Genomic DNA, 20542 nt, shown 5'->3' with positions numbered 1-20542 from the left:
GTAAATGTTAATCGGGAGGTAATAAAATGAATAAGGTATCCTTTTTAGCCTTAGGCGGCATAAATGAAATTGGTAAGAATATGTACGTGATCGAATATGGTGATGATATCTTAGTTATTGATTGTGGTGGTAAGTTTCCAGATGAAAGTCTGTTAGGAATAGACTTGATCATCCCTGACGTAACTTACTTAGAGGAAAATCAAGATAGAATTAGAGCATTAATTGTTACTCATGGGCACGAAGATCATATCGGTGGAATCCCTTTCTTCTTAAAGAAAATCAATGTTCCAATCTATGCAACACGTTTCACCTTAGGATTAATCGAATTAAAACTAGAAGAACACCGACTTACCAGGGACACGGAACTTGTTACCATTACCTCCGATTCCATACTTGAATTTGGGGAAATCGGTGTATCCTTTTTTAAAGTGAGCCATAGTATTCCTGATTGTCTTGGCATTGTTATTCATACCCCAGAAGGGAATGTTGTACATACCGGTGACTTCAAATTTGATTTAACACCAGCAAATGGCCAATATTGCGATATTCATAAAATGGCCGAGATAGGCAGACAGGGCGTTATTGCATTAATCTCTGAAAGCACCAATGCGGAACGGAAAGGGGTCTCTCCATCAGAGTCAATGGTTGCGGAACATTTAGTTGAAGCCTTTAGAAAAGCTGAGGGGAAAATCATTCTCTCCACTTTTGCCTCCAATGTAAATCGTGTTCAGCAGGTCGTAGAGGCTGCCATGAAAACAAATCGAAAACTTTCCCTCCTAGGCAGGAGTATGGTGAATGTGGTAGATGTTGCCCTGGAGCGGGGATATTTAAACGTTCCCGATGGGATGCTGATCAGCGCGCACGAAATTGAGCAATTCCCGCCTGATAAAGTTGTCATCCTATGTACGGGTAGTCAGGGTGAGCCTAATGCTGCCCTTGCTCGTTTATCTACAGGTAATTATCGTGACGCTACCATTTACCCAGGTGATACCGTAATTTTAGCGGCGTCACCTATCCCAGGAAATGAAAAAGGAGTTTCTCGGATTATTGACAACTTATTTCAACTGGGGGCGAAAGTCATTTATGGCTCCGGCAGTTCCACTGGAATGCATGTTTCCGGGCATGGCTATCAGGAAGACTTAAAACTCATGCTAACTTTAATGAAACCAACTTATTTTATTCCCATTCATGGTGAATATAGAATGCTCCATCATCACAGACAGTTAGCTGAATCAGTTGGGGTGGAAAAAGGAAACACATTCATCATAAAAAATGGGGATGTTGTTGATATTGAAGATTCGGTTGCCCGTCAGACTCGAAGTATTCCAGCTGGAGATACTTATGTAGATGGTATTAGTGTTGGTGATGTCGGTGAGATTGTGTTACGTGACCGGAAACAGCTAGCTGAAGATGGTATGCTCGTTATTGTCTTAACGATTAGCAAAGGTGACCGGAAAATTATCCAAGGTCCTGACACAATTACGCGTGGGTTTGTATATGTAAAGGAATCCGAGAATCTGATTAGAGAAATCAATCGACTCGTAAAGAAAACGATTCTTGAGTTGGAAGCCGATAATATTCGCCAGTGGAATGTTATGAAGCAAAATATAAAAAAATCAGTCGGACAGTATTTATTCAGACAAACAAAGAGAAAACCAATGATTCTTCCTATCATCCTAGAAATATAAAGCAAAAGTCAGGCACTACAAATTGTGCCTGACATTTTCATTTTTGGGCATCACAGATATATTAGTATTAACGCAGATAAATTTTTATTTTTGCAGATATAATTAAAATAAAGCAGAAATATCTTGATTTACTTGCTAATTTATTATACATTTATTCGAACTTGGCTAAACTCCTAATAGAATTGGAGGAAAGAGGATGTTTCGTTTTCTAAGATTAATCGCATTATTATTTTTACTATATATTTCTTGGCCATTTATTGCAAAACAGTTGGATAATTCCAATATTCATGCTGATTTTGTGTCATCGTTAAAAGAAAATCTAGAAGTACCAGAAACAATTAGTTTTTTATATGATGATATCCAGCAGATGTTGAAACAGCTAGGCTTCCAAATAGATGAAATGCCGTTGACACAAGAGAAATCCAAGGAAGAGCAGCAGAATAAAGTAGAGTTAACAACCCCTGCTGAACAAACCTTTTCTATTCATAATGTTGAGCTTGGGAATGCAAAAGCGGACATAGAGCATAATTTGGGAATAGCTAAACGGATATCACTTAATGAATACGGAGCAAATTGGCATGCGTATCATGAGAATTACCATGACTTTTTTATGGTTATGTATGATGAAAACAACATAGCAGCGGGTCTATATACGAATCAAGATTTATTAGCTTCAACTAATGGAATCAAAATCGGTACTTCAACAAAAGAGGCTGTTCGCAGTATACTCGGTGAGCCAATCACAAAAATTCAAAAAGGAATAGTTATTTATCAGCTTCAAGAGAATAATGACAATGATTTATTCTTGCTCGATGATACCTATGTGACGATTTTTTATGATAAGCATGAGAACAATACCGTAACAGCGATACAAATCGTTAGCAAATTCTTAGAGGAAAACAAAAAAGATTTTTATACGGAGGCGACTCCAGCTTTAAAAGAAGGCTTTGAATATCAAATGTTTGATTTAACTAATGCTGCCAGGGTCGTTCATCAGCTCCCCGTCTTAACATGGGATGACCATGTTAGAGAAACTGCTCGCAAGCATAGTGCAGATATGGCGGAGAAGAATTATTTTGATCACAAGAATCTTGAGGGTCAATCACCTTTTGATCGAATGAAAGAAGATGACATCCTTTTTCAATTGGCTGGGGAAAACCTCGCTTATGGACAACTAAGCAGTATTTTCGCTCATGAGGGCTTAATGAACTCCCTTGGACATCGAGAGAATATTTTACGTGGAGAATACGAGTACTTAGGGGTAGGCGTTGCCTTTAATGCAAAATCACAGCCTTATTATACCCAGAACTATTACACCAACTAAGGAAAACGAATCAGGATAAATAAAAAGGGTAAATTATATACGAGCAATTCCTGATTGCTCAAAAAACTTCGTCGGGAGTGATGTATCATGGCTAGAAACAAACTAGTGGTTCCTGGTGCAGATAATGTTCTGAATCAAATGAAGGAAGAAATCGCCAACGAGTTTGGAGTTCAACTTGGTGCTGATACGACCGCACGAGCAAATGGTTCAGTTGGAGGCGAAATGACCAAACGGCTTGTCGCCTACGCTGAACAATCTTTAAGAAATCAACAAGGTCAATAGCCTGCGATTTCACAAAAAGGCTGTCCGAATACTCGGACAGCCTTTTCCTTAACCCCGCAAGATAGGAAGAGTACAACAGCGGAAGGAACCTCCTGATTTAATAATTTCAGTTATGTCCACCTCTATAATTTCAAACCCTCGATTTATCAACTTTTGGTTTACTTGTTTATTTACGGGTAAACTTAAAATTTTCTTATTCCCAATATTTAATACATTTGTTCCTAAGGTAAATTGTTCTTCTTCGGTAACTTCAATCAATTCATATCGAGAAGAAAAATGGTCCATATCCTCCTTTGTCAGTGCTGGAGGATAAATCAAGGCAACCTCTGGTGAAATAACATTAAAAACACAATCCAAATGGAGATACTTTTCCTTAAAGGAAATGGCTTTGACATCGAACTGATTGAGTACACTTTGCAAATGTTCAACAGCCTGCAGATAGGTCCGGTTACTTAATCCCACATAGATGGTTTCTCCATCAATAATAACATCTCCACCTTCAATCCTGTCTTCTGCCAAAGTATAATAAGACATTTCTTCATCATCAAGCCACTGTTTTAATACATCTTCTTCCCCGATACGAACATCATGTGCCATCTTGGCAACAAAAATGGTTTGCCCCAACGTAAAACCAATATCCCTTGTGAACACCTGTTCAGGAAATTTTTTATGATAGGGTAATAAAATTACCTCTATACCATTAGCTTCTAAGGTCCTAACGAATTCTCTGTGCTGTTCCAGTGCAGTTTTAATATGTATTCCTTCATCCTCAAATTGCTTTTGTGTATCATTGATTACTTCACGAATCGTCATATATTGTGGCTGACAAAGTATGACACGTTTTAATTTATCATACTCATTTTGGCAAAATGTTTCATTCTTAAGCGTCATTTTACACCTCCAAATTAATCTTCTTTTTATAGGATTACTTAAACAAATGAATCCATTCATTCATAGATTAATTCTAAAGTGGTTCCATTAAATAATTTAATTAAAATGGTGGTGATAACTATATGTTCGAAGTTAAGAAATCGAAATATGGCAGAGGGATATTTGCAACACGTAAAATAAGGAAAGGCGAGCTTATCCATGAAGCTCCGGTGATTATATCCCCTAAGGATGAGTATAAGTATTTGAAAAAAACCATCTTGATTCAATATGCATTCTGGTGGGGTGAAGATTTAGAAGAATGTGCCTTAGCACTTGGATATGGTTCGCTTTTTAACCACTCCTACACCCCGAATGCTTTATATAAGCTAAATTTACAAAATCAGACAATCGACATTTTTGCCTATACAAATATAAAAACGGGTGAAGAAATTCTAATTAATTACAATGGGGATCCTGAAGACGATGAACCATTGTGGTTCGATGTTTTTTGAATGAATTTTTTCCATAAGGACATAGAAAGGCACCCAAAAATCAATTGGGTGCTTTTCTTATTAGCCTGTAGGCTGCTTAATTTTATCGATAATCGATGAAAAGTAATTTCTTACAATTCCTGTTTTATTCTGTAAGAACTCGTTATTTGTATCAATCACATTTTGTTCCTGTGAGCATTCAAGGATATCTTCGTCCAAAAGTTCATTGGAATAAATTCTTTGACCATCCATTATGCTGCGAATGGATAGGGCCAATTCTTCACTCGGATTATCTTTTAGTAAATACCCTCTTACATCAGCTTTCAATGCGCGTTGAAAATAACCTGGTCTTGCAAAGGTTGTTAAAATAATCACTTTACAATCTGCCAGTTGTAAAGCTTCTGCAGCCTCTAGGCCACTTTTTTCAGGCATTTCTATGTCCATAATACATACATCTGGTTGTAATTGGTGCACTAGTAATAGTGCCTCTTCCCCATTGCCTGCCTGACCAACGACTTCGATATCATCCTCTAAATTCAGCAGATTCCCCATAGCCTCTAAAAGCAGCTCCTGATCTTCTGCGATTACAATACGAATCATTTTCTCTCTCCTTATCAGGCAGCTGCTAATCATGCAGAGACTCCCCTTTCGTTAAGGAGAGTCTGCCAAGTTTGGTGCTTACAATTCCGGTTTTGCTTGAACAGAAATACGTTTCTTAGCTAAAGCCTTCACGTCTTTAAAAGCAACAAAATTTTTAGCATTTTCATCCCAAAGACGGAATCGTAGAGACTTTAAGCTTGTTGCTAGTGATATTGTTGGTACATTTTGTAATGGAAGCGTCTCTTTATGAGCTTCTTCAAGTTTATAATTCGGAACCCTTGGGCTTAAATGATGAACATGGTGAAAACCAATATTTCCTGTTAAAAATTGCAAAAGTTTTGGAAGCTTATAAAATGAACTACCTTCCACTGCTGCTTTTACATATTCCCAGTCTTTATCCTCTTCAAAGTAAGAATCTTCAAAAGTGTGCTGCACATAAAACAACCAAATTCCACAAGATCCAGAGATCATGAAAATCGTTCCCTGTACGAGTAAAAACGACTGCCAGCCAATTGCCCAGCAAAGCACAGCAATCAATGCAACAAGAATAACATTCGTTAAATAGGTGTTCATTTTTTCCTTTTTACGCGCATCTTTTCGATTAAAACGGTTTTTAAGCATGAAAACATAAATCGGTCCTATGCCAAACATAACGATTGGATTACGATAAAAACGATAAGCTAAACGAAGTCTAAGCGGTGCTGCCAAATATTCATCAACTGTTAGTGTCCAGATATCACCTGTACCTCGTTTATCCAAGTTTCCACTTGTTGCGTGATGAACGGAGTGCTCGTGACCCCATTGATCAAACGGGAACAATGTTAGTACACCCATTGCGGTACCAACTGCTCGATTCGCAGTTCTGTTTTTGAAAAACGAATGATGGGTACAGTCATGAAAAATGATAAAAATTCGCACTAAAAATCCTGCTGCAGCTACTATTGGAACCAATGCTAACCAATATGAGATAGACAAACTTTGATAGGCAAGAAACCACAACAGAAGAAATGGTCCTAATGTGTTAATGATTTGCCATACACTTTGTTTTGTCGTTGATTTTTCAAAAGGAGCGACTTGTTTTCGTAAATTTTTCGTATTTTGTTGTACAGACATATTTTTAATTCCCTTCGGTTTGTGTCGTTAAACCAAGTATAGAGAACGAAAGGTAATTGTGTAAGTACCAGGTGTCATGTGCAGAGTATGACAAATGTCACATACAAGTTGTCTCTTACAAAAAAACAGGAATCTATGCTATAATAAAATAATGATGCTTTAACAAACTAAAGCAGAGTTATACTACTTACACAATGAAATAGTCCTAAGATTTAATTAATTTAGAGCAAAAGGGTGAAATAAATGACAAATCCAATTGATACTATTTATATTTTAGAAAATCCCGAGAAGAATATCATAAAGTTTGCTACTGGTTATCAGCTTAAATATGATGACATCATAAAAGATGTTTTTGGTGTTGCCTGCCTAAACGATTTAGAAATGATGATTCAATTTAACAAACCATTTCAAGACAGTATTTGTACCAGGAAAAATATTAGTTTAAATAAAATTTCATTGAATACAGTCGTTCGAATCGCATCGAAAGATGAACTCATTCAATTACGAAACCAATTAATAGAGGAATTAGGAAATTTACCGATTCCTCGTCCTTTTGATTCGGTCATAAAGCTTCAAGAAGGAATATTCCACTGGGATGAGAGTAATTCTTCGTACATTTCAGAAAAGCTTGGTGCCTAATTACATTATTGATCTAAAAAAGTAACCCAACCTTCTTCATGAAATTGGAAGGTATGGGTTACTTTTCTATTGTATCTACTATTTTTTATGGTGGTGTTTGTTTTGTCAGATAAAGTACTAACTTCTATGATCCAAGATATCCTTCTGCAATCCGTACTCGTGAATACACTGTACAATTTTTAGAAAAATCTAAACTAGTCCAGTCAGGACCAGCATACATAATAGCCAAAAAGAACATACCTCACCAAAGAAGTTTGTCCTTCCCCCCGTGTGGCACAACCACACCCTCTCCATCTGGTATAACTACTCTTACTATTTATCTTAATATATAGAATTTATTGAATATTCTATTGAAATATTATACTATATTATTTTATACTTTAACTATCATCTTGTTATACAACATTCGGTAAATGTATACCTATTAATACATAACAAAGGAGGATTTTATGGTCGAGCAAATTGTTACTAGCATTAATGGTTATTTATGGAGTGCACCACTCATCATCTTTATTTGTGCAGTTGGATTGTACTTTAGTGTACGGACAAGATTTCTGCAGATTCGTCATGTAAAGGAAATGATTCGTCTACTATTTTCTGGCAAGAGCTCCAATGAGGGTGTCTCTTCCTTTCAAGCATTGGCAATGTCTTTATCAGGTCGTATTGGAGTCGGAAATATTGCCGGTACAGCAACGGGAATTGCCTTCGGAGGGCCAGGAGCTGTATTTTGGATGTGGGTAATCACCTTCATCGGTGCAGCATCTGCATTTGTTGAGTCTACCCTTGCCCAAATCTATAAAGAAAAGCAAGATGGAGAGTATCGAGGCGGACCTGCCTTCTACATTGAAAAAGGACTTGGGTGGAAATGGTTTGCCGTTATTTTTGCAGTTGCAACACTCCTCGCAATGGCTGTACTCATGCCAGGTATTCAGGCGAATGCAATTGCTGAAGGTGTTAGCAATGCTTTTGGAATTGAAAGCTCCATTACTGGTTTAGTAGTAGTCTTACTTATGGGACTTATTATTTTTGGCGGCGTTAAGCGGATTGCGAGAGTTGCGGAATTTCTCGTGCCTTTTATGGCGGCCGGATATTTACTTGTCGCCATAGCAATCATTGCGGTGAATTTCGATAGAATTCCAGAAGTATTTACTCTGATTTTTAAAAGTGCATTTGGCGCTGAGGGAATGTTCGGTGGTATTCTCGGTTCAACCATTATGTGGGGTGTAAAACGTGGGCTCTATGCGAATGAAGCAGGACAAGGAACAGGTGCTCACCCTGCAGCAGCCGCAGAAGTATCACACCCGGCAAAACAAGGACTAGTCCAAGCATTTTCAATTTATCTAGATGTGTTCTTAATCGTTACAGCAACTGCTTTTATGATTTTATTTACAAATTCGTACAATACAGTAAATGAAAAAACTGGGGAAGTCTTAGTGGAAAATCTGAAAGGCGTTGAAAGTGGTCCTGCTTACACTCAAGCAGCCGTTGATACAATTATTCCAGGATTCGGATCAGGATTCATTGCGTTGGCTCTATTCTGCTTTGCCTTCACGACGATTTTTGCTTATTACTATATTGCAGAAACTAATCTTGCTTATCTAGTTAAAGGCAAACAAAGAAAATTAGCTATGACCATATTAAAAATTGTACTCTTAGGTTCTACTTTCTATGGATCAGTTAAAACGGCTGGGACAGCTTGGGCAATGGGTGATATCGGACTTGGAATCATGGTATGGTTGAATTTAATTGCTATTCTTTTATTATTCAAACCAGCGAATATTGCTCTAAAGGATTATGAAGCGCAACTGAAGCAAGGCCTGGACCCTGAATTTAATTCTACTAAATTAGGTATTAAGAATGCAGAATTCTGGGCTAACGGTTATCGAACAGATAAAAAAGATGAAAAAAAACATGCTGCAAACGAATAATTTTTTAGAATCTCCAAATAGTTTGTTACTCTAGACATGTGCACACAGTGCCAGGCTCCACCCAATCAAATTCCCGTAAATCGTAACGCTAAAAGCCGTTTTCTTTTAAAAAGAGAACGGCTTTTTGTATTTCTTTCTAATTGGCGCTTTCTTTTACTACTGGTTTACCAGCTTCAAGAAGAGCCTTACTTCCAACTAAGAAGAATCCTTGAAAAAACATTAGTATTCCAGTCCCTATCAACAGCCATTCTATTTCGATAATGTCTGAGATTGGTCCGAATATGAGCATTCCCAGCGGCATCATTGAAGTTGAGATCATTCCTAAGATACCAAAGACTCTACCGAGATAATCTCCCTCTACTTTTTCTTGCAGTAAGACCGTAGAAGGTGTATTAAACATCGGCATTGCAACACCCACTATTCCCATGAAGATCAAATAGATCCAGAATACTGGGATGATTCCTAATGCGAATGTACAGGCTCCCATAATAAGAGCAGCAAGTGTCATCGTATGAATCTTATTTTTAAAACCACCCCAGGATGCCATGACTCCCCCACCAAGCATCATTCCGATTGAGAAAGTAATTTCGATTGCCGTTAACCGCCAAACATCGTCACCAAAGCTGCGCGTGACCTGAAGTGGAGTAAGAAAAGCAACGGGTGCAGCTAACACAAAGAAAAAGGCAAAAAACACAAAAAACTTCTTAACAAATTCATGATTTTGAATATAGATAAAACCTTGTTTTAAGTCATTGAAATAGCTGGTCGTTTGCTTTTCTGCAGCTTTTGCATGGATTGGTATATGCAAAAATGCTAGTAAAATAAAAATCGCAATGGCAGCGGTGATCACATCAATAAAGAATATTGCTTCCATTGAAGCCATTGTAAGAAGTGCCGCACTTGCCATCGGTGCAACAAGCATAATTAGCGCTTGAATACTGCCGTTTGTTCCATTCACTTTTGTTAGTTTATCCTCTGGAACTAATTGAGGTAGAATAGCCCCCACTGCTGGACCTTGAATACCTGTTCCAATGGCCCGAATGGCTGACATTAGAAATAATAACCAAAGTGCCTCGTATCCCATTAAAAACAGTATAGCTAATATTAAGGTCGATATGGCAATTAAAGCATCTGATAAGATGATGAGTCGTTTCCGATTGTAACGATCCGCCCATACCCCAGCAAATGGAGAAAGGAAAAAGGTTGGAACGAAGCCGCAAATGATGGAAATCGTCATCATCACACCAGATTGAGTGTTCAAGGTGATATACCACATAATCGCATACTGGACCAAAGCGGACCCAAATAGCGATATGGTTTGACTTCCTAAAAAGAGAATCGTATTTCGTTTCCAATTATTCATTTCATGTTTCTGTGTATCCATAGATTACACGTCCTATTTGTGTTAAATATCAAAAGAATTCCTCTCAGTAACTACTTTCAATTGATTTAATCGTATCATATAGTTTCTTGTTAACAGGTGTTGAAATATGATAGTTTTCTCCTAGCTCCAATACAGTTCCTGCAAATAATTCAACCTCACTGTAACGCCTTGCTTCCACATCTTGAGCCATTGATGGTTTTCCATCAGGGCTTAATGTAGCTAATACACTTAACCAGTAATTCAGGTCTGCCTCTGTTAAATGAATCCCTTCATATTCGGACAAAGCAATCACCTCTCTCATAGCTGCAATCATGGTTTCCCTTGCTTCTCCTTCCCTTTGAATTTCACCATAATTACTATTAAACACAGCCACCGTTTGGTTAACGCCGACATTAAGCATAAACTTACCCCATAGCCTTTTATCCATTTTGGTATCTACTTGGTATGGAAAATCCATTTTTTCAAAAAATGCTGCAACACACTTAACGCTTTCTGACATAATCCCAGATTTTTGATCGCCAAACACAAGCATCCCCATATGATCGTATGTAAGTTTATTCCCCACTTTAACTGCGTCCATCCCTTGAGCTACACTAAATAGGACACGATCCCTGCCAAAAGTGCGACCGATGATGGTTTCACTTGTAATTCCATTTAAGGCAGATAAAATGATGGTATTCTCATCGACATGATTTTTTACAGCTTGAATCGCCTCATGCAAGCCTTCATACTTCACTGTAAATATAAGTAGATCGGCTGGCTCACACGTTTCATCAGGTGTTACATAATGAAAATCACATTTTTCACCATTACAATAAACGTGTTCATTTTTATATTTTTGAATTCGCTTCTCATCCGCAATAATCCTTAAATCATCCTTGGGCATTCTCTTCGCTAAATGATTCCCAAATAAAATTCCTAATGCTCCTAATCCGATGATGGTAACTTTCTTAATTTCCATTTTTTCTATATTTCCTTTCCACTTTTTATAAAAATTTTATCATGAAAGTTCAATCATTAATAATTATTAGTTTTTCATTAATAACCGATATAATAAATATATACAAATGAGTAATGAGGGATGGAAAGTGGATAACGAAAACAAAGACCAAAACCATTCGGAAGAGGAAATAGATTGGGAAGTATTTTTCAATCCAGATGATAAGCAGGAATGGGAAAAAGAGAAACAGCATAAGAAAAAACGAAAAAAATTTATCGTTAAAATTATTAGTTCTCTGCTAGCGTTGGCGCTTGTAATCAGCGGATTAGAGGTATGGGTTTCTATCTTTAACCTCCCTGCTATTAACTTTGTTAAAGTATCTACACAATTATCAAAGGAGCCTGACATAAAAGAATACAAAAAATCTGTTGTGACGATTGAATGGGATGGAGTAAAAGGGACAGGATTTACAGTTTCGCCAACTGGAATCATCGTAACCAATGAACATGTGGTAAAGCGTACAAATAGAGTTATTGTCCATTTTAATTCCGGGGATTCTTTTGTTGGAAAGGTGATTGCTAGACACCCGGAACTTGATGTTGCTATTGTAGATATCAACACAGAAAACCTGCCTTATCTTTCCTTATCTTTTGAAGATGATTGGGAAAAGTCGGCAGGTGATAAAATCATTTTTATAGGAAACCCTTTAGCCTTTACCCAAATCGCCAATCAAGGTACGATTCTAGGAAAAGTGCAGTTAACTGACTGGGAAGTGCCGGTTATGATGATTGAAGCTCCAATCTATAAAGGTAACAGTGGCAGCCCTGTACTAAATAAAAATGGTGAGGTAATTGGTGTCATCTTTGCCACTTTACAAAACCCTGAAATCGAAACAAAAGAAATCGTTGGCGTCGCCATACCCTCGAACTACATAAAGGAAATAGTAGATAACCTGTCAATGGACGCACCTTGATGTTCATAGACCGTACTCAAGGAATCAATTCCGCAAGAAAGTCCGGTACCAACTCCCCCTTCATTGGGCAACGGTGTTGAAATAAGGTTTTCACATTGCACATGTATCGGCTTGTATTTATATATTTGTGCAATTAAAGGGATTAAATGATTATTTAATCCCTAAAACAGTTTTTCGGATAACGGTCCTTTGACCTTAATATTTTGTCCTTTTTTAAGACCTAGCCAAAGGAGTCCAACCAAAAAAGCGTCAACCCGCTCTGTGGTCATGTATTGTCCAAATTTCCCATTCGTCTCATTCCAAAGTACACTTTCCATTCCATCGTCTTCAAATTTGGCCTGAAGGCGTACTTTCCCGTTGATGTTGACTTTTTCAGGTTGGTGTATAGTAATCATGTAGGTCACCACCATTCATTAATTGCTACTATTCTATGATGATATATCCTCCATACCATGGACAAACTTACCTATCAATAATAAATTATTCACACTATCACGTGTAGGTGGTGCCGGTACCCCTTCCCTGCTGGCTATTACAAGCGTAATGGGTTCACATATATATCAAAAAGGAGCTTAATCAGCGATTCCTTCCTTGTCTCGATAAGCTTTTTAATAAAAGGATTTTCGGCTTGCCTTTTTTGCGCTCAATGGCATGGACAAAACTTATAAGGACGATTAACTCTGCTAAAAATCCAAATGAATTTCCTAATGCACCAATTATGCCATTCCATTGCGCAGCAAAATTTATACCAATAACTAAGACTAATATTGTAATAATTAGATGTGCTGATTGAGAATAGATCGTTACTTTGGTTTGTTTATATACCATCAACAGTCCATTAAAGTAATCGATGAACGGAAACAAAAGTGCCATTAGCACAAAAACTTTTAAGACTTGTAAACTTGCATCTAACAGCCGTCCATTTACCCCTATCACATACTCTAAAAAGAAGGCACCAAATGGGGTGTAGCAAAAAACACCAACCAATAAGCACGGGATAAATCCAACTAAAATTGAAAACTTTTTTACTTCTGATTCATGATGATCATAAAAATTAATGACAATTTGATGGATATAGGAAAAAAAGCTTAAAAACAATTGTGCCACACTTCCAGCAATGGCGTAACTGGCGATGGCGAGTTCAATATTGGTTGTTTTACCTAAAAAAATATTGATTGCGGGTCCAACCAAAACGATAATAACGGAAGAAAACATCAGCGGACTGTAAAATTTAAAAATAGTCCGCTTCGACTTTATCTTTTGCTCATGATTTTCAGCCATTTTACGAACTAAAACCCTAGCTTCAATAAAGCTAATTGTGCACTCTATAATCATCCCAACCAAAAATATGATGGCCCCTGTTTTCCCTGTAATGTTCCCTGTGTGAATAAAATACAAGGACAACACATACATGGCTGCAAGTCTTATAACCATCCCAATGGTTAACCATTTTGTTTGTCGATTATAGATAATAATTCCCTGACATAAACATCGCAATGCTGAAAAAATCGTAACTAAAATAAGTATCTGATAAATTCCTTTAATATCCTTAACCATATTTTGTTCAGCCCCAAAAATCTTTGCAAAAATAAAGTCACCTGTTGGTGTATAGGCGACGGCAAAGGCAACCAACATTAAACTAACGATTAAGTAGGTGGCAAAATTAGACATTATTTTATACGAATGCTTATCTCTCACCAAGGAAGAGCAGGTTTGACGAAGTAAATTTCCTAATCTTTCCGTTATAGCGAACAAGCTCATCGCAATCGCGTAGCTAGCGATAATATACTCAGAATTTTCGCCCCTTACTAATGTGCTATTGATGATAATATGCGACAACGTTACAAGACTTGCGGACAAGCCTAGTGGAATAAAGAAAAACAACAACGTTTTCATATCCAATTCTTCAGTTTTTTTCATATCCCCATCACCTTTTATTTTTACTTATTTCGTAACTCTAAGTAAATGTTATTTAATGGGACACCTAAATATGAAAAAAATTACCGACACTTATTTTTAGAGTGTCGGTGGTATGAATAATTAAAAATCAATCATCTAAACCTTCTAACAATGGTATCTTTACCTCTACACCCAATCTTGTTAGTAATTTTGCCAGCGTTTCAAGTCCAGATTTTGGATTAATTTTGGTTTCAAGGTAATAAGTAGTACCTGTTCGTTTCGATTTATACGTATGCATTTGGGTAAAATTCCTTTTATCTTTATGAACAGGTTCAAGTGCGATTGCAAATCGTTTGCCCGAATCGGTTGAACCAAGGACAACACCTTCTTCTATTATTCGATGAAGTGGAAGGTTATGGTCTTCTATCCAATTTAGGCCTTCCTTCCATAGGGCAGGCACACTTTCACCACGGATCACCGTGTTTCCTTTTCCGAGCTTTACGTTGATATACAACGATTCCCATTTTTTATAACTTGTCCGATTGGAATCCTCGACCTCTGTTACAGTTTTTTCACTGGCTTTTTGCTTCAATTGTTCAAACAATTTTTCAACTGTTCCTATTCCAACATTTTCATATTTTGCTAGAATCACAAGCTCTTTCGGAAGCTGCCCCACCGTATCAATCTGATCTTCGTTAAGCTGTCTTACTAAGCCCGGAATTCCTGAGAATTCGGCGGTTGTAAGCGGGACTTTTGCAAGTTCTTCCGTAACGACAAGATGATCATCCTTATAAAAGAAAAACAACTCACCTTGACGTTCAAGTGATAGCTTCCTTCTAATTTTTTCCTCTTCAATAAAGGTCCGTAATTCCTCAAAGAAAATTTCATCGTTCTTTTCACTGTAGCGCTTTACATGTTTATGGAGACCCGCCAAGTTCTTTGGCAGCTCACTCATGATTCGTGCCTGCTGCTCTGCTCCAAGCCGGATGAGAAAGGTTTCAGATTTATCAAATCGCTGTGGCAATAAGAAGGCATCGCGTAGAAAGTATGGAACTTCTAGCTGCCTGCCATTTAACGATATAGTACGAATAGTGGTAAATCCTGGATTACCCTTTTCACCTATCGATACTGCCTCTTCAATTCTTTCAACACTTGCCGCTGCTTCCGCTTGAGCTGTTTCAGTAGTTAGTACTTGAACTGAATTAGATAGGAGTTCTTCAAGTGACCTGAGTCGTATTTCCAGTTCAGTCATATCGTACCTTTTTTCCATTCTAGGTGAGGGATCCTGATAATCCGGAACGGAAGCATCTACAGGTCCATACACCTCCACATACCATCTGACAATTTTGTATAAAGCTTCCCATGACAAAAGTGCCTCCGAATAGCGAAACATTCTCGAATTGTGTGCAGCTTGGTTTCCACTTTGTCTAACAAAATGCAAAGCATCACGTATTTCAGGAATTAAGTACCCCTTGTCGTTCAGCATATCTAACTGGTCTTTAAAATTTGCTCGCGGCTCCTCTGGCAGCAACTCAGCGCGTATTACCTGCTGCAAAATATTCTCCACAAAAACCCGGGCATGGGTCAGCATCGTTCTCGGACTGGTAAAAATACTATTTTCCAATTCACGTGCCACTAGTGCCAGCTCTTTTGAAATCGGTTCAATAAATTGATAGAAGTATGATTGGTTATCCATTTGATAGCCCTCCGAATATATTATATTTTTATAATATCATATCAAAGCATTTTTGGAATATACTAGTAGATTCCTTAATAAAGAAAAGCCGATCTCTAAGAGAACGGCTTTTCTTTATGCTATATTTAATTCGTAAAAATCGTTGCAATGATTTGGTCGTATGACATTCCACTATTGACTACAAAGGAACCTGGACGCAAAGCATTTTGTAACCCTTTGCTTTCGATATCCTTTGTGAAAGCAAAAGCATCTGGGATTAATTTTGCTTGAACAAGCACATTACCAACATCGATACTCGTCATACCATCAGCAACATTAACTACAACTTGGGTTACGGTTTTAGCTTTTTCTTCTGAATCTACTGGTGTCGTTTCGGAGCTCTTTGCTGCTTGCAATGTTTTTTCTAGTTCATCTTTCGTTTGAACCACATAGCCTTTAGCTACAAGCTTATCTTTCATTTCCGTTTCATTTAGTTGAACTTTTTCAGATGTTTTGGCAAAGACTTTTTGATTATTACTATCATCTGAAAAATAAACTATGGCACTAATCGATGTCGAAATAAGTATTCCTGCTGCAAAGCTACTTAATAAGTTAATTCGCATTGGCCACTAGTCCCCCCTCATCTTTTATTTTCAGATAAGGTGCTAGCAGCTCTTCGATTTCATTTTCAGTTACCTGTTTTTTCTCAGCGATGCTTTCAATAGAGTAGTTACGTCGATATAAGTCTATTACTTCGCGCATTAAAAGCTTTTCGTCTGCAGAAAGTTGAATGCCAGCTTCCTTCATTACCACTTCTATGTCAAGCTCGATATCACGGATTGAGTCTTGTATGCTATTAATTTCTTTCATAAGTGATACATGAACTAAATCAATTTCCTTATGTTGGGTTTTTGAATCACGATATGTCTTAACTAAAGAAAACACTAGCAACAAAGCTGAAATCACAAATAATCCAGCTAAAGTCCATTCCATCAAAATGAAAACCTCCTTTTTTTTAATAGAACAACACAAGAATCTATTATACATCCAAAATCGAAAATTTTCGATTTGATTTTGCAAAATACATCAAAAGTCTGAGAGATATGTAAAATTGCGGAGAATAAGGAATACATTTGGTATATAAATTTTGAGCGATCCCATTTGGGGTGATTGTTACCCAAATTGTAATTCGAAGCAAAGTTCGGTCACAATCAGAGCAGGTTTGTTACCCAATTTGTAATTCGAAGCAAAGTTCGGTCACAATCAACCGAATAGGTCTCTGTTCCATGAGAAAAAGCACCCTTTTTCAGAGTGCTGCTTCCTGTTCGGTAGTATGTAATTCTTATATAGACGGGGCTTCCATTCCCATTTGGCTCCATTCTTCTCTCGATGGACCATAAATGCCTGGAACCTGAAGTCCAGCTTGACGCATGAGAACGGTCATTTGCCCTCGATGATGAACAATATGCTTAATAAGCATATTAAGCATTACGGCTCTTGGCATTTCCATTCCAAATACATTTTTCATTTCACTTAATGTTTGATCTGTCCATTGTTGTCCCACTGCCTGACTCGTGTTAGCACTTACATTTCGAAATGTCTCAGCAATTTCCCTAGCAGAGGATGGAATCGTGTTTTCGACTTTTACTGCTTCAACCGTAATGCCAAACTCAATAAGCATACCAGGTGTACTAGATACAATATGCCAAGCAATCGCTCCTAAAGTACGGTCATCTGCAGAAACCTTTTGTTGCAGCGACTCATCTGTCAATGCATCCAGAATCTTTTGCGTTGAGGCTGCTTCTTGATTCCACTCATCGATAAAGGCAGATATTGAATTATACATTTGCATTCCTCCATTTAATTGTTTTCATTACTATTGATAAGTATATCATTTCCAAATAATAATACAAAAATTTACCACCAAAAGCATTCCTTCATTGCTTATAAAAGTTGGCCATTTTTAGGTTTATAAAATTTTGACTAAAAAATTTTGTTACGTGCATAGTAAAAAATAATACTAATAAATAATGCGAGGGGTATTAATATGAAGCACAAATGGAGAATCACTATCGTATCAGCTATCCTTTCAATCGGTTTATTAACTGCATGTAATGTAGACAAAAGAGACTCACTAAATCAAGAGGATGATGTAAATTTCCGTCCAATACATTATGAACGTGAAATGAACAGAAATGAGAGTAATAATGAGTATAAAAATCAAGATAACCGACGTTTCTTACACGATGAAAACCCTGATCTGACAGATGATTAAATGGAAAAAGGCAAAAATCTTGAATTTAATAAAAACAGAGGAGCCAAATATAATAAGTCCGGGTAAGGTAGGAGGAAAATAAAGATCGATTATTTTCACCTCTCACATTAATCCTCCTTACAGATAAAACCCTATCTCAGAAAAAGATAGGGTTTGTTTACTATGGTTAATTTCCCTTAAATTTTCTTTCAAGCATATACACTTTACGTTTCAATAACAGCCGTTTTGTCCACGCGTGGTGACAGGCACCCTGTTTTTACAAATTTGCAAATATGCCTGTAGATTTTGCGACTAGTTCATCTTGGTCGTTGTAGATATAACAGTCGAGGTGATTGAGGGTTCTTCCCTTTTTTATCATGTGTGCGTCTGCAGTGAGATAGTCTCCTTTTGCTCCTTTTAGATATGTTGTTTTTAGATCCACGGTTACGACGGATTGGAGATTGTTGTTATCGTCTTCTTCAAAGGAATTACATGTATTACCCATAGCTAAATCTGCCAATAAACTAATAACTCCTCCTTGTACATACCCTACTGTATTTAATAGTAATGGCTGAACAGGCAAGATTACTTTCAGGTTGGTTTCACTTATTCTTTCATATTTGCAATTTAGTAAATGATCAAATGGATTTTTTATATATTGTGTTTCCAGCTTTATCACCCCTAATAAAATCTATAAAAACAGGTCGAATCCACAAAGATAGAATTCGACCTTTCTTTAACTGTCCATCTCAGGCGGACAAATTAGGTGATTTGTCCACGAGCGGTGACAGGCACCAAAAAAGCACCAATTAATATTCGTAAAATCCACGGCCTGTTTTTCTTCCGTAGTGTCCTGCCCGAACGAGTTTTTTTAGTAATGTGGCTGGGCGATATTTGGAGTCAGCTGTTTCTTCGTAGAGTGTTTCCATTACCATGAGCATGACGTCGAGACCGATCATGTCTGCGAGTGCTAATGGTCCGATTGGGTGATTGGCTCCCAATTTCATTCCGAGGTCGATATCTTCCTTGGTTGCTACTCCTTCTTGAAGGACGAAAATGGCTTCGTTTATCATTGGCGCTAAGATTCTATTTACGGCAAACAATGGCGCTTCATTCACTGTGATTGATTTCTTACCAAAGCTTTCACATAAATCTTTAGCGATCAAATAGGTTTCATCTGATGTATCATTGCCACGGATAATTTCGACTAGTTCCATAAGCGGTACCGGGTTAAAAAAGTGAGTCCCAATAACCTGCCCTGCCCGTTTCGTAGCAGAGGCCATCTCGGTAATACTTAATCCTGATGTATTGGAGCAAAATATTGCTTCAGGTTTACAAATCTGATCAATGTTCCGATACAACTCTTTCTTTTTCTCCATATTCTCGATGATAACCTCAAAAACTAGATCAGCGTCACTCAAATCTTCTAATCTAGTAGTTGCCGTAAATCGATCTAGAATAGTTTCAACAGAGTCACTTAGTTTCCCCTTAGAGGAAAGCTTCTCTAAGCTCTTTCTGATTACTCCCATTCCTCTTGTTAAAAAATCCTCTTGAATATCCGATAAAATAACTTGGAAACCTGCGCAAGCTGCTACCTGAGCGATGCCCGATCCCATGCTTCCGGCTCCAATCACACCAATTGTTTTTATTGACATATGACAACCTCCAAAAATTTTTCTAAAAAGTTAAACCCCTTTAAATTCAGGAGCCCGTTTTTCCAAGAATGCATTCACACCTTCTTGCATATCATCACTTGCAATCAGGTGGGCTTGAACCATGGTTTCTTGTTCTAAAAATGCCTCCCAAGGGAGCTGTACCGAATGGTTCAACATTTTCTTCACATATCGATTACTTAATGGCGGTCCCTTCAAGATTATTTGGGCAAATTCACTTGTACCCTGAAGTAAATCACCTTCAACCACCTTGTTCACAATCCCCCACGTCTTAGCCTCTTCTACACCTAAAATCTTCCCAGAAACAATCCATTCCTTGGCAATGGCAGTAGGCACTCTTTCGGATAATAACTTGATTAAGCCTAAATCTGGAATGACTCCAATATTCACAAAGCTTAAACCAAACTTCGCCGAGGAGTCCGCGACGATGAAATCGGATGCAAGGGCAAGACTAAAGCCTGCTCCAGCAGCATATCCATGAACAGCAGAAATAACATATTTTTCCATACTTAAAAGCACACGGGTTACATTTATCGCTTTTTCTAAATAAGCAGCGATTTCACTTTGTTTTGTGAACTGCTGAATGGTCTCTAAATCTCCCCCAGCACAATAGGATTTCCCTTCACCTGATAGAACAACCACTTTGACCTCAGGATTTTTATCCAAACTTAGCAGCGCTTCTGTAAGATCCTGTACTAAATCGATAGATAAAGAATTTAACTTTTGGGGTCGATTGAGAAAAATAGAACCAATTCCGTTCTCAATTTTTACAATTATAGGTTGAGACATTGTATTTCTCCTCTATAAAA

At 37.5% G+C, this 20542-nt stretch carries 22 protein-coding genes; 8 read left to right on the top strand and 14 right to left on the bottom strand.

Going from position 1 to position 20542, the window contains the following annotated elements:
* Window positions 1–26 precede the first annotated feature (26 nt).
* The 3 genes from J2Y03_RS16090 to J2Y03_RS16080 all read left to right on the top strand — a co-directional run bounded on the left by J2Y03_RS16090 (window position 27) and on the right by J2Y03_RS16080 (window position 3294).
* Window positions 27–1688, top strand: coding sequence for a ribonuclease J (locus J2Y03_RS16090; protein ID WP_310195713.1), 1662 nt, complete (start codon window positions 27–29; stop codon window positions 1686–1688).
* Between the two features lie 196 nt (window positions 1689–1884).
* The gene (locus J2Y03_RS16085; RefSeq protein WP_310195712.1) at window positions 1885–3012 is read left to right on the top strand and encodes a CAP domain-containing protein; all 1128 of its coding nucleotides are present in this window, start codon (window positions 1885–1887) and stop codon (window positions 3010–3012) included.
* 87 nt (window positions 3013–3099) lie between these two features.
* Window positions 3100–3294: an alpha/beta-type small acid-soluble spore protein gene (locus J2Y03_RS16080; RefSeq protein ID WP_132086786.1), complete on the top strand. Its 195-nt coding sequence runs from the start codon at window positions 3100–3102 to the stop codon at window positions 3292–3294.
* A 48-nt stretch (window positions 3295–3342) separates the two neighbouring features.
* Here J2Y03_RS16080 and J2Y03_RS16075 read toward each other — a convergent pair whose 3' ends face one another.
* A complete protein-coding gene (locus tag J2Y03_RS16075) occupies window positions 3343–4185 on the bottom strand; it encodes a dimethylarginine dimethylaminohydrolase family protein (protein ID WP_310195710.1) in 843 nt (280 codons plus the stop codon).
* A gap of 122 nt (window positions 4186–4307) precedes the next feature.
* On the opposite strand from J2Y03_RS16075, the gene J2Y03_RS16070 reads away from it, so the two are divergent.
* On the top strand, window positions 4308–4676 hold the full coding sequence (locus J2Y03_RS16070) for an SET domain-containing protein (RefSeq protein ID WP_310195709.1): 369 nt from the start codon (window positions 4308–4310) through the stop codon (window positions 4674–4676).
* Between the two features lie 60 nt (window positions 4677–4736).
* On the opposite strand, the gene J2Y03_RS16065 is transcribed toward J2Y03_RS16070, so the two are convergent.
* Both J2Y03_RS16065 and desA read right to left on the bottom strand, forming a co-directional pair.
* Window positions 4737–5255 (bottom strand): response regulator, encoded by a 519-nt coding sequence (locus tag J2Y03_RS16065; RefSeq protein WP_310195707.1) that lies wholly within the window; start codon window positions 5253–5255, stop codon window positions 4737–4739.
* A 78-nt stretch (window positions 5256–5333) separates the two neighbouring features.
* Window positions 5334–6368 (bottom strand): Delta(5) desaturase DesA, encoded by a 1035-nt coding sequence (gene desA / locus J2Y03_RS16060; RefSeq protein ID WP_310195705.1) that lies wholly within the window; start codon window positions 6366–6368, stop codon window positions 5334–5336.
* A 243-nt stretch (window positions 6369–6611) separates the two neighbouring features.
* On the opposite strand from desA, the gene J2Y03_RS16055 reads away from it, so the two are divergent.
* Together J2Y03_RS16055 and J2Y03_RS16050 are read left to right on the top strand one after the other, a co-directional pair.
* Window positions 6612–7007 (top strand): hypothetical protein, encoded by a 396-nt coding sequence (locus J2Y03_RS16055; RefSeq protein WP_132086796.1) that lies wholly within the window; start codon window positions 6612–6614, stop codon window positions 7005–7007.
* Window positions 7008–7456: 449 nt separating this feature from the next.
* Entirely contained in the window at window positions 7457–8935 is a 1479-nt protein-coding gene (locus J2Y03_RS16050; protein WP_310195701.1) for an alanine/glycine:cation symporter family protein, read from the top strand.
* Between the two features lie 136 nt (window positions 8936–9071).
* Here the strand turns inward: J2Y03_RS16050 and J2Y03_RS16045 are convergent, their stop codons facing one another.
* Both J2Y03_RS16045 and J2Y03_RS16040 read right to left on the bottom strand, forming a co-directional pair.
* Window positions 9072–10298, bottom strand: a complete 1227-nt coding sequence (locus tag J2Y03_RS16045; RefSeq protein ID WP_310195960.1) for an MFS transporter — start codon at window positions 10296–10298, stop codon at window positions 9072–9074.
* A 64-nt stretch (window positions 10299–10362) separates the two neighbouring features.
* Entirely contained in the window at window positions 10363–11280 is a 918-nt protein-coding gene (locus J2Y03_RS16040) for a ketopantoate reductase family protein (protein ID WP_310195699.1), read from the bottom strand.
* Between the two features lie 127 nt (window positions 11281–11407).
* On the opposite strand from J2Y03_RS16040, the gene J2Y03_RS16035 reads away from it, so the two are divergent.
* A complete protein-coding gene (locus J2Y03_RS16035; protein WP_310195697.1) occupies window positions 11408–12232 on the top strand; it encodes a S1C family serine protease in 825 nt (274 codons plus the stop codon).
* Window positions 12233–12393: 161 nt separating this feature from the next.
* Here J2Y03_RS16035 and J2Y03_RS16030 read toward each other — a convergent pair whose 3' ends face one another.
* The 6 genes from J2Y03_RS16030 to J2Y03_RS16005 all read right to left on the bottom strand — a co-directional run bounded on the left by J2Y03_RS16030 (window position 12394) and on the right by J2Y03_RS16005 (window position 17652).
* Entirely contained in the window at window positions 12394–12627 is a 234-nt protein-coding gene (locus J2Y03_RS16030) for a hypothetical protein (protein ID WP_310195694.1), read from the bottom strand.
* Window positions 12628–12808: 181 nt separating this feature from the next.
* Window positions 12809–14152: a multi antimicrobial extrusion protein MatE gene (locus tag J2Y03_RS16025; protein WP_310195691.1), complete on the bottom strand. Its 1344-nt coding sequence runs from the start codon at window positions 14150–14152 to the stop codon at window positions 12809–12811.
* A gap of 127 nt (window positions 14153–14279) precedes the next feature.
* Window positions 14280–15827, bottom strand: coding sequence for a DUF4145 domain-containing protein (locus J2Y03_RS16020; protein WP_310195690.1), 1548 nt, complete (start codon window positions 15825–15827; stop codon window positions 14280–14282).
* Window positions 15828–15952: 125 nt separating this feature from the next.
* Entirely contained in the window at window positions 15953–16429 is a 477-nt protein-coding gene (locus J2Y03_RS16015; RefSeq protein ID WP_310195688.1) for an aminodeoxychorismate lyase, read from the bottom strand.
* On the bottom strand, window positions 16419–16799 hold the full coding sequence (locus J2Y03_RS16010) for a hypothetical protein (protein WP_310195959.1): 381 nt from the start codon (window positions 16797–16799) through the stop codon (window positions 16419–16421). Before J2Y03_RS16010 ends, J2Y03_RS16015 begins: the two co-directional genes overlap by 11 nt.
* 349 nt (window positions 16800–17148) lie before the next feature.
* Window positions 17149–17652, bottom strand: coding sequence for a DinB family protein (locus J2Y03_RS16005; RefSeq protein ID WP_310195686.1), 504 nt, complete (start codon window positions 17650–17652; stop codon window positions 17149–17151).
* A 201-nt stretch (window positions 17653–17853) separates the two neighbouring features.
* Between J2Y03_RS16005 and J2Y03_RS16000 the strand changes: the two genes are divergently transcribed.
* Window positions 17854–18081, top strand: a complete 228-nt coding sequence (locus tag J2Y03_RS16000; protein ID WP_132086808.1) for a hypothetical protein — start codon at window positions 17854–17856, stop codon at window positions 18079–18081.
* A gap of 256 nt (window positions 18082–18337) precedes the next feature.
* On the opposite strand, the gene J2Y03_RS15995 is transcribed toward J2Y03_RS16000, so the two are convergent.
* The 3 genes from J2Y03_RS15995 to J2Y03_RS15985 all read right to left on the bottom strand — a co-directional run bounded on the left by J2Y03_RS15995 (window position 18338) and on the right by J2Y03_RS15985 (window position 20522).
* On the bottom strand, window positions 18338–18739 hold the full coding sequence (locus J2Y03_RS15995; protein WP_310195685.1) for a PaaI family thioesterase: 402 nt from the start codon (window positions 18737–18739) through the stop codon (window positions 18338–18340).
* Window positions 18740–18869: 130 nt separating this feature from the next.
* Window positions 18870–19715 (bottom strand): 3-hydroxybutyryl-CoA dehydrogenase, encoded by an 846-nt coding sequence (locus tag J2Y03_RS15990; RefSeq protein ID WP_310195683.1) that lies wholly within the window; start codon window positions 19713–19715, stop codon window positions 18870–18872.
* A 30-nt stretch (window positions 19716–19745) separates the two neighbouring features.
* Window positions 19746–20522, bottom strand: coding sequence for an enoyl-CoA hydratase/isomerase family protein (locus J2Y03_RS15985; RefSeq protein ID WP_310195681.1), 777 nt, complete (start codon window positions 20520–20522; stop codon window positions 19746–19748).
* Between the last annotated feature and the right edge of the window lie 20 nt (window positions 20523–20542).

The sequence above is a fragment of the Neobacillus niacini genome, assembly GCF_031457145.1.
Taxonomy (GTDB): domain Bacteria; phylum Bacillota; class Bacilli; order Bacillales; family Cytobacillaceae; genus Neobacillus; species Neobacillus niacini_J.
The sequence above is the reverse complement of the archived record's forward strand: the minus strand, read 5'-3'. Positions and strand labels throughout refer to the sequence as shown.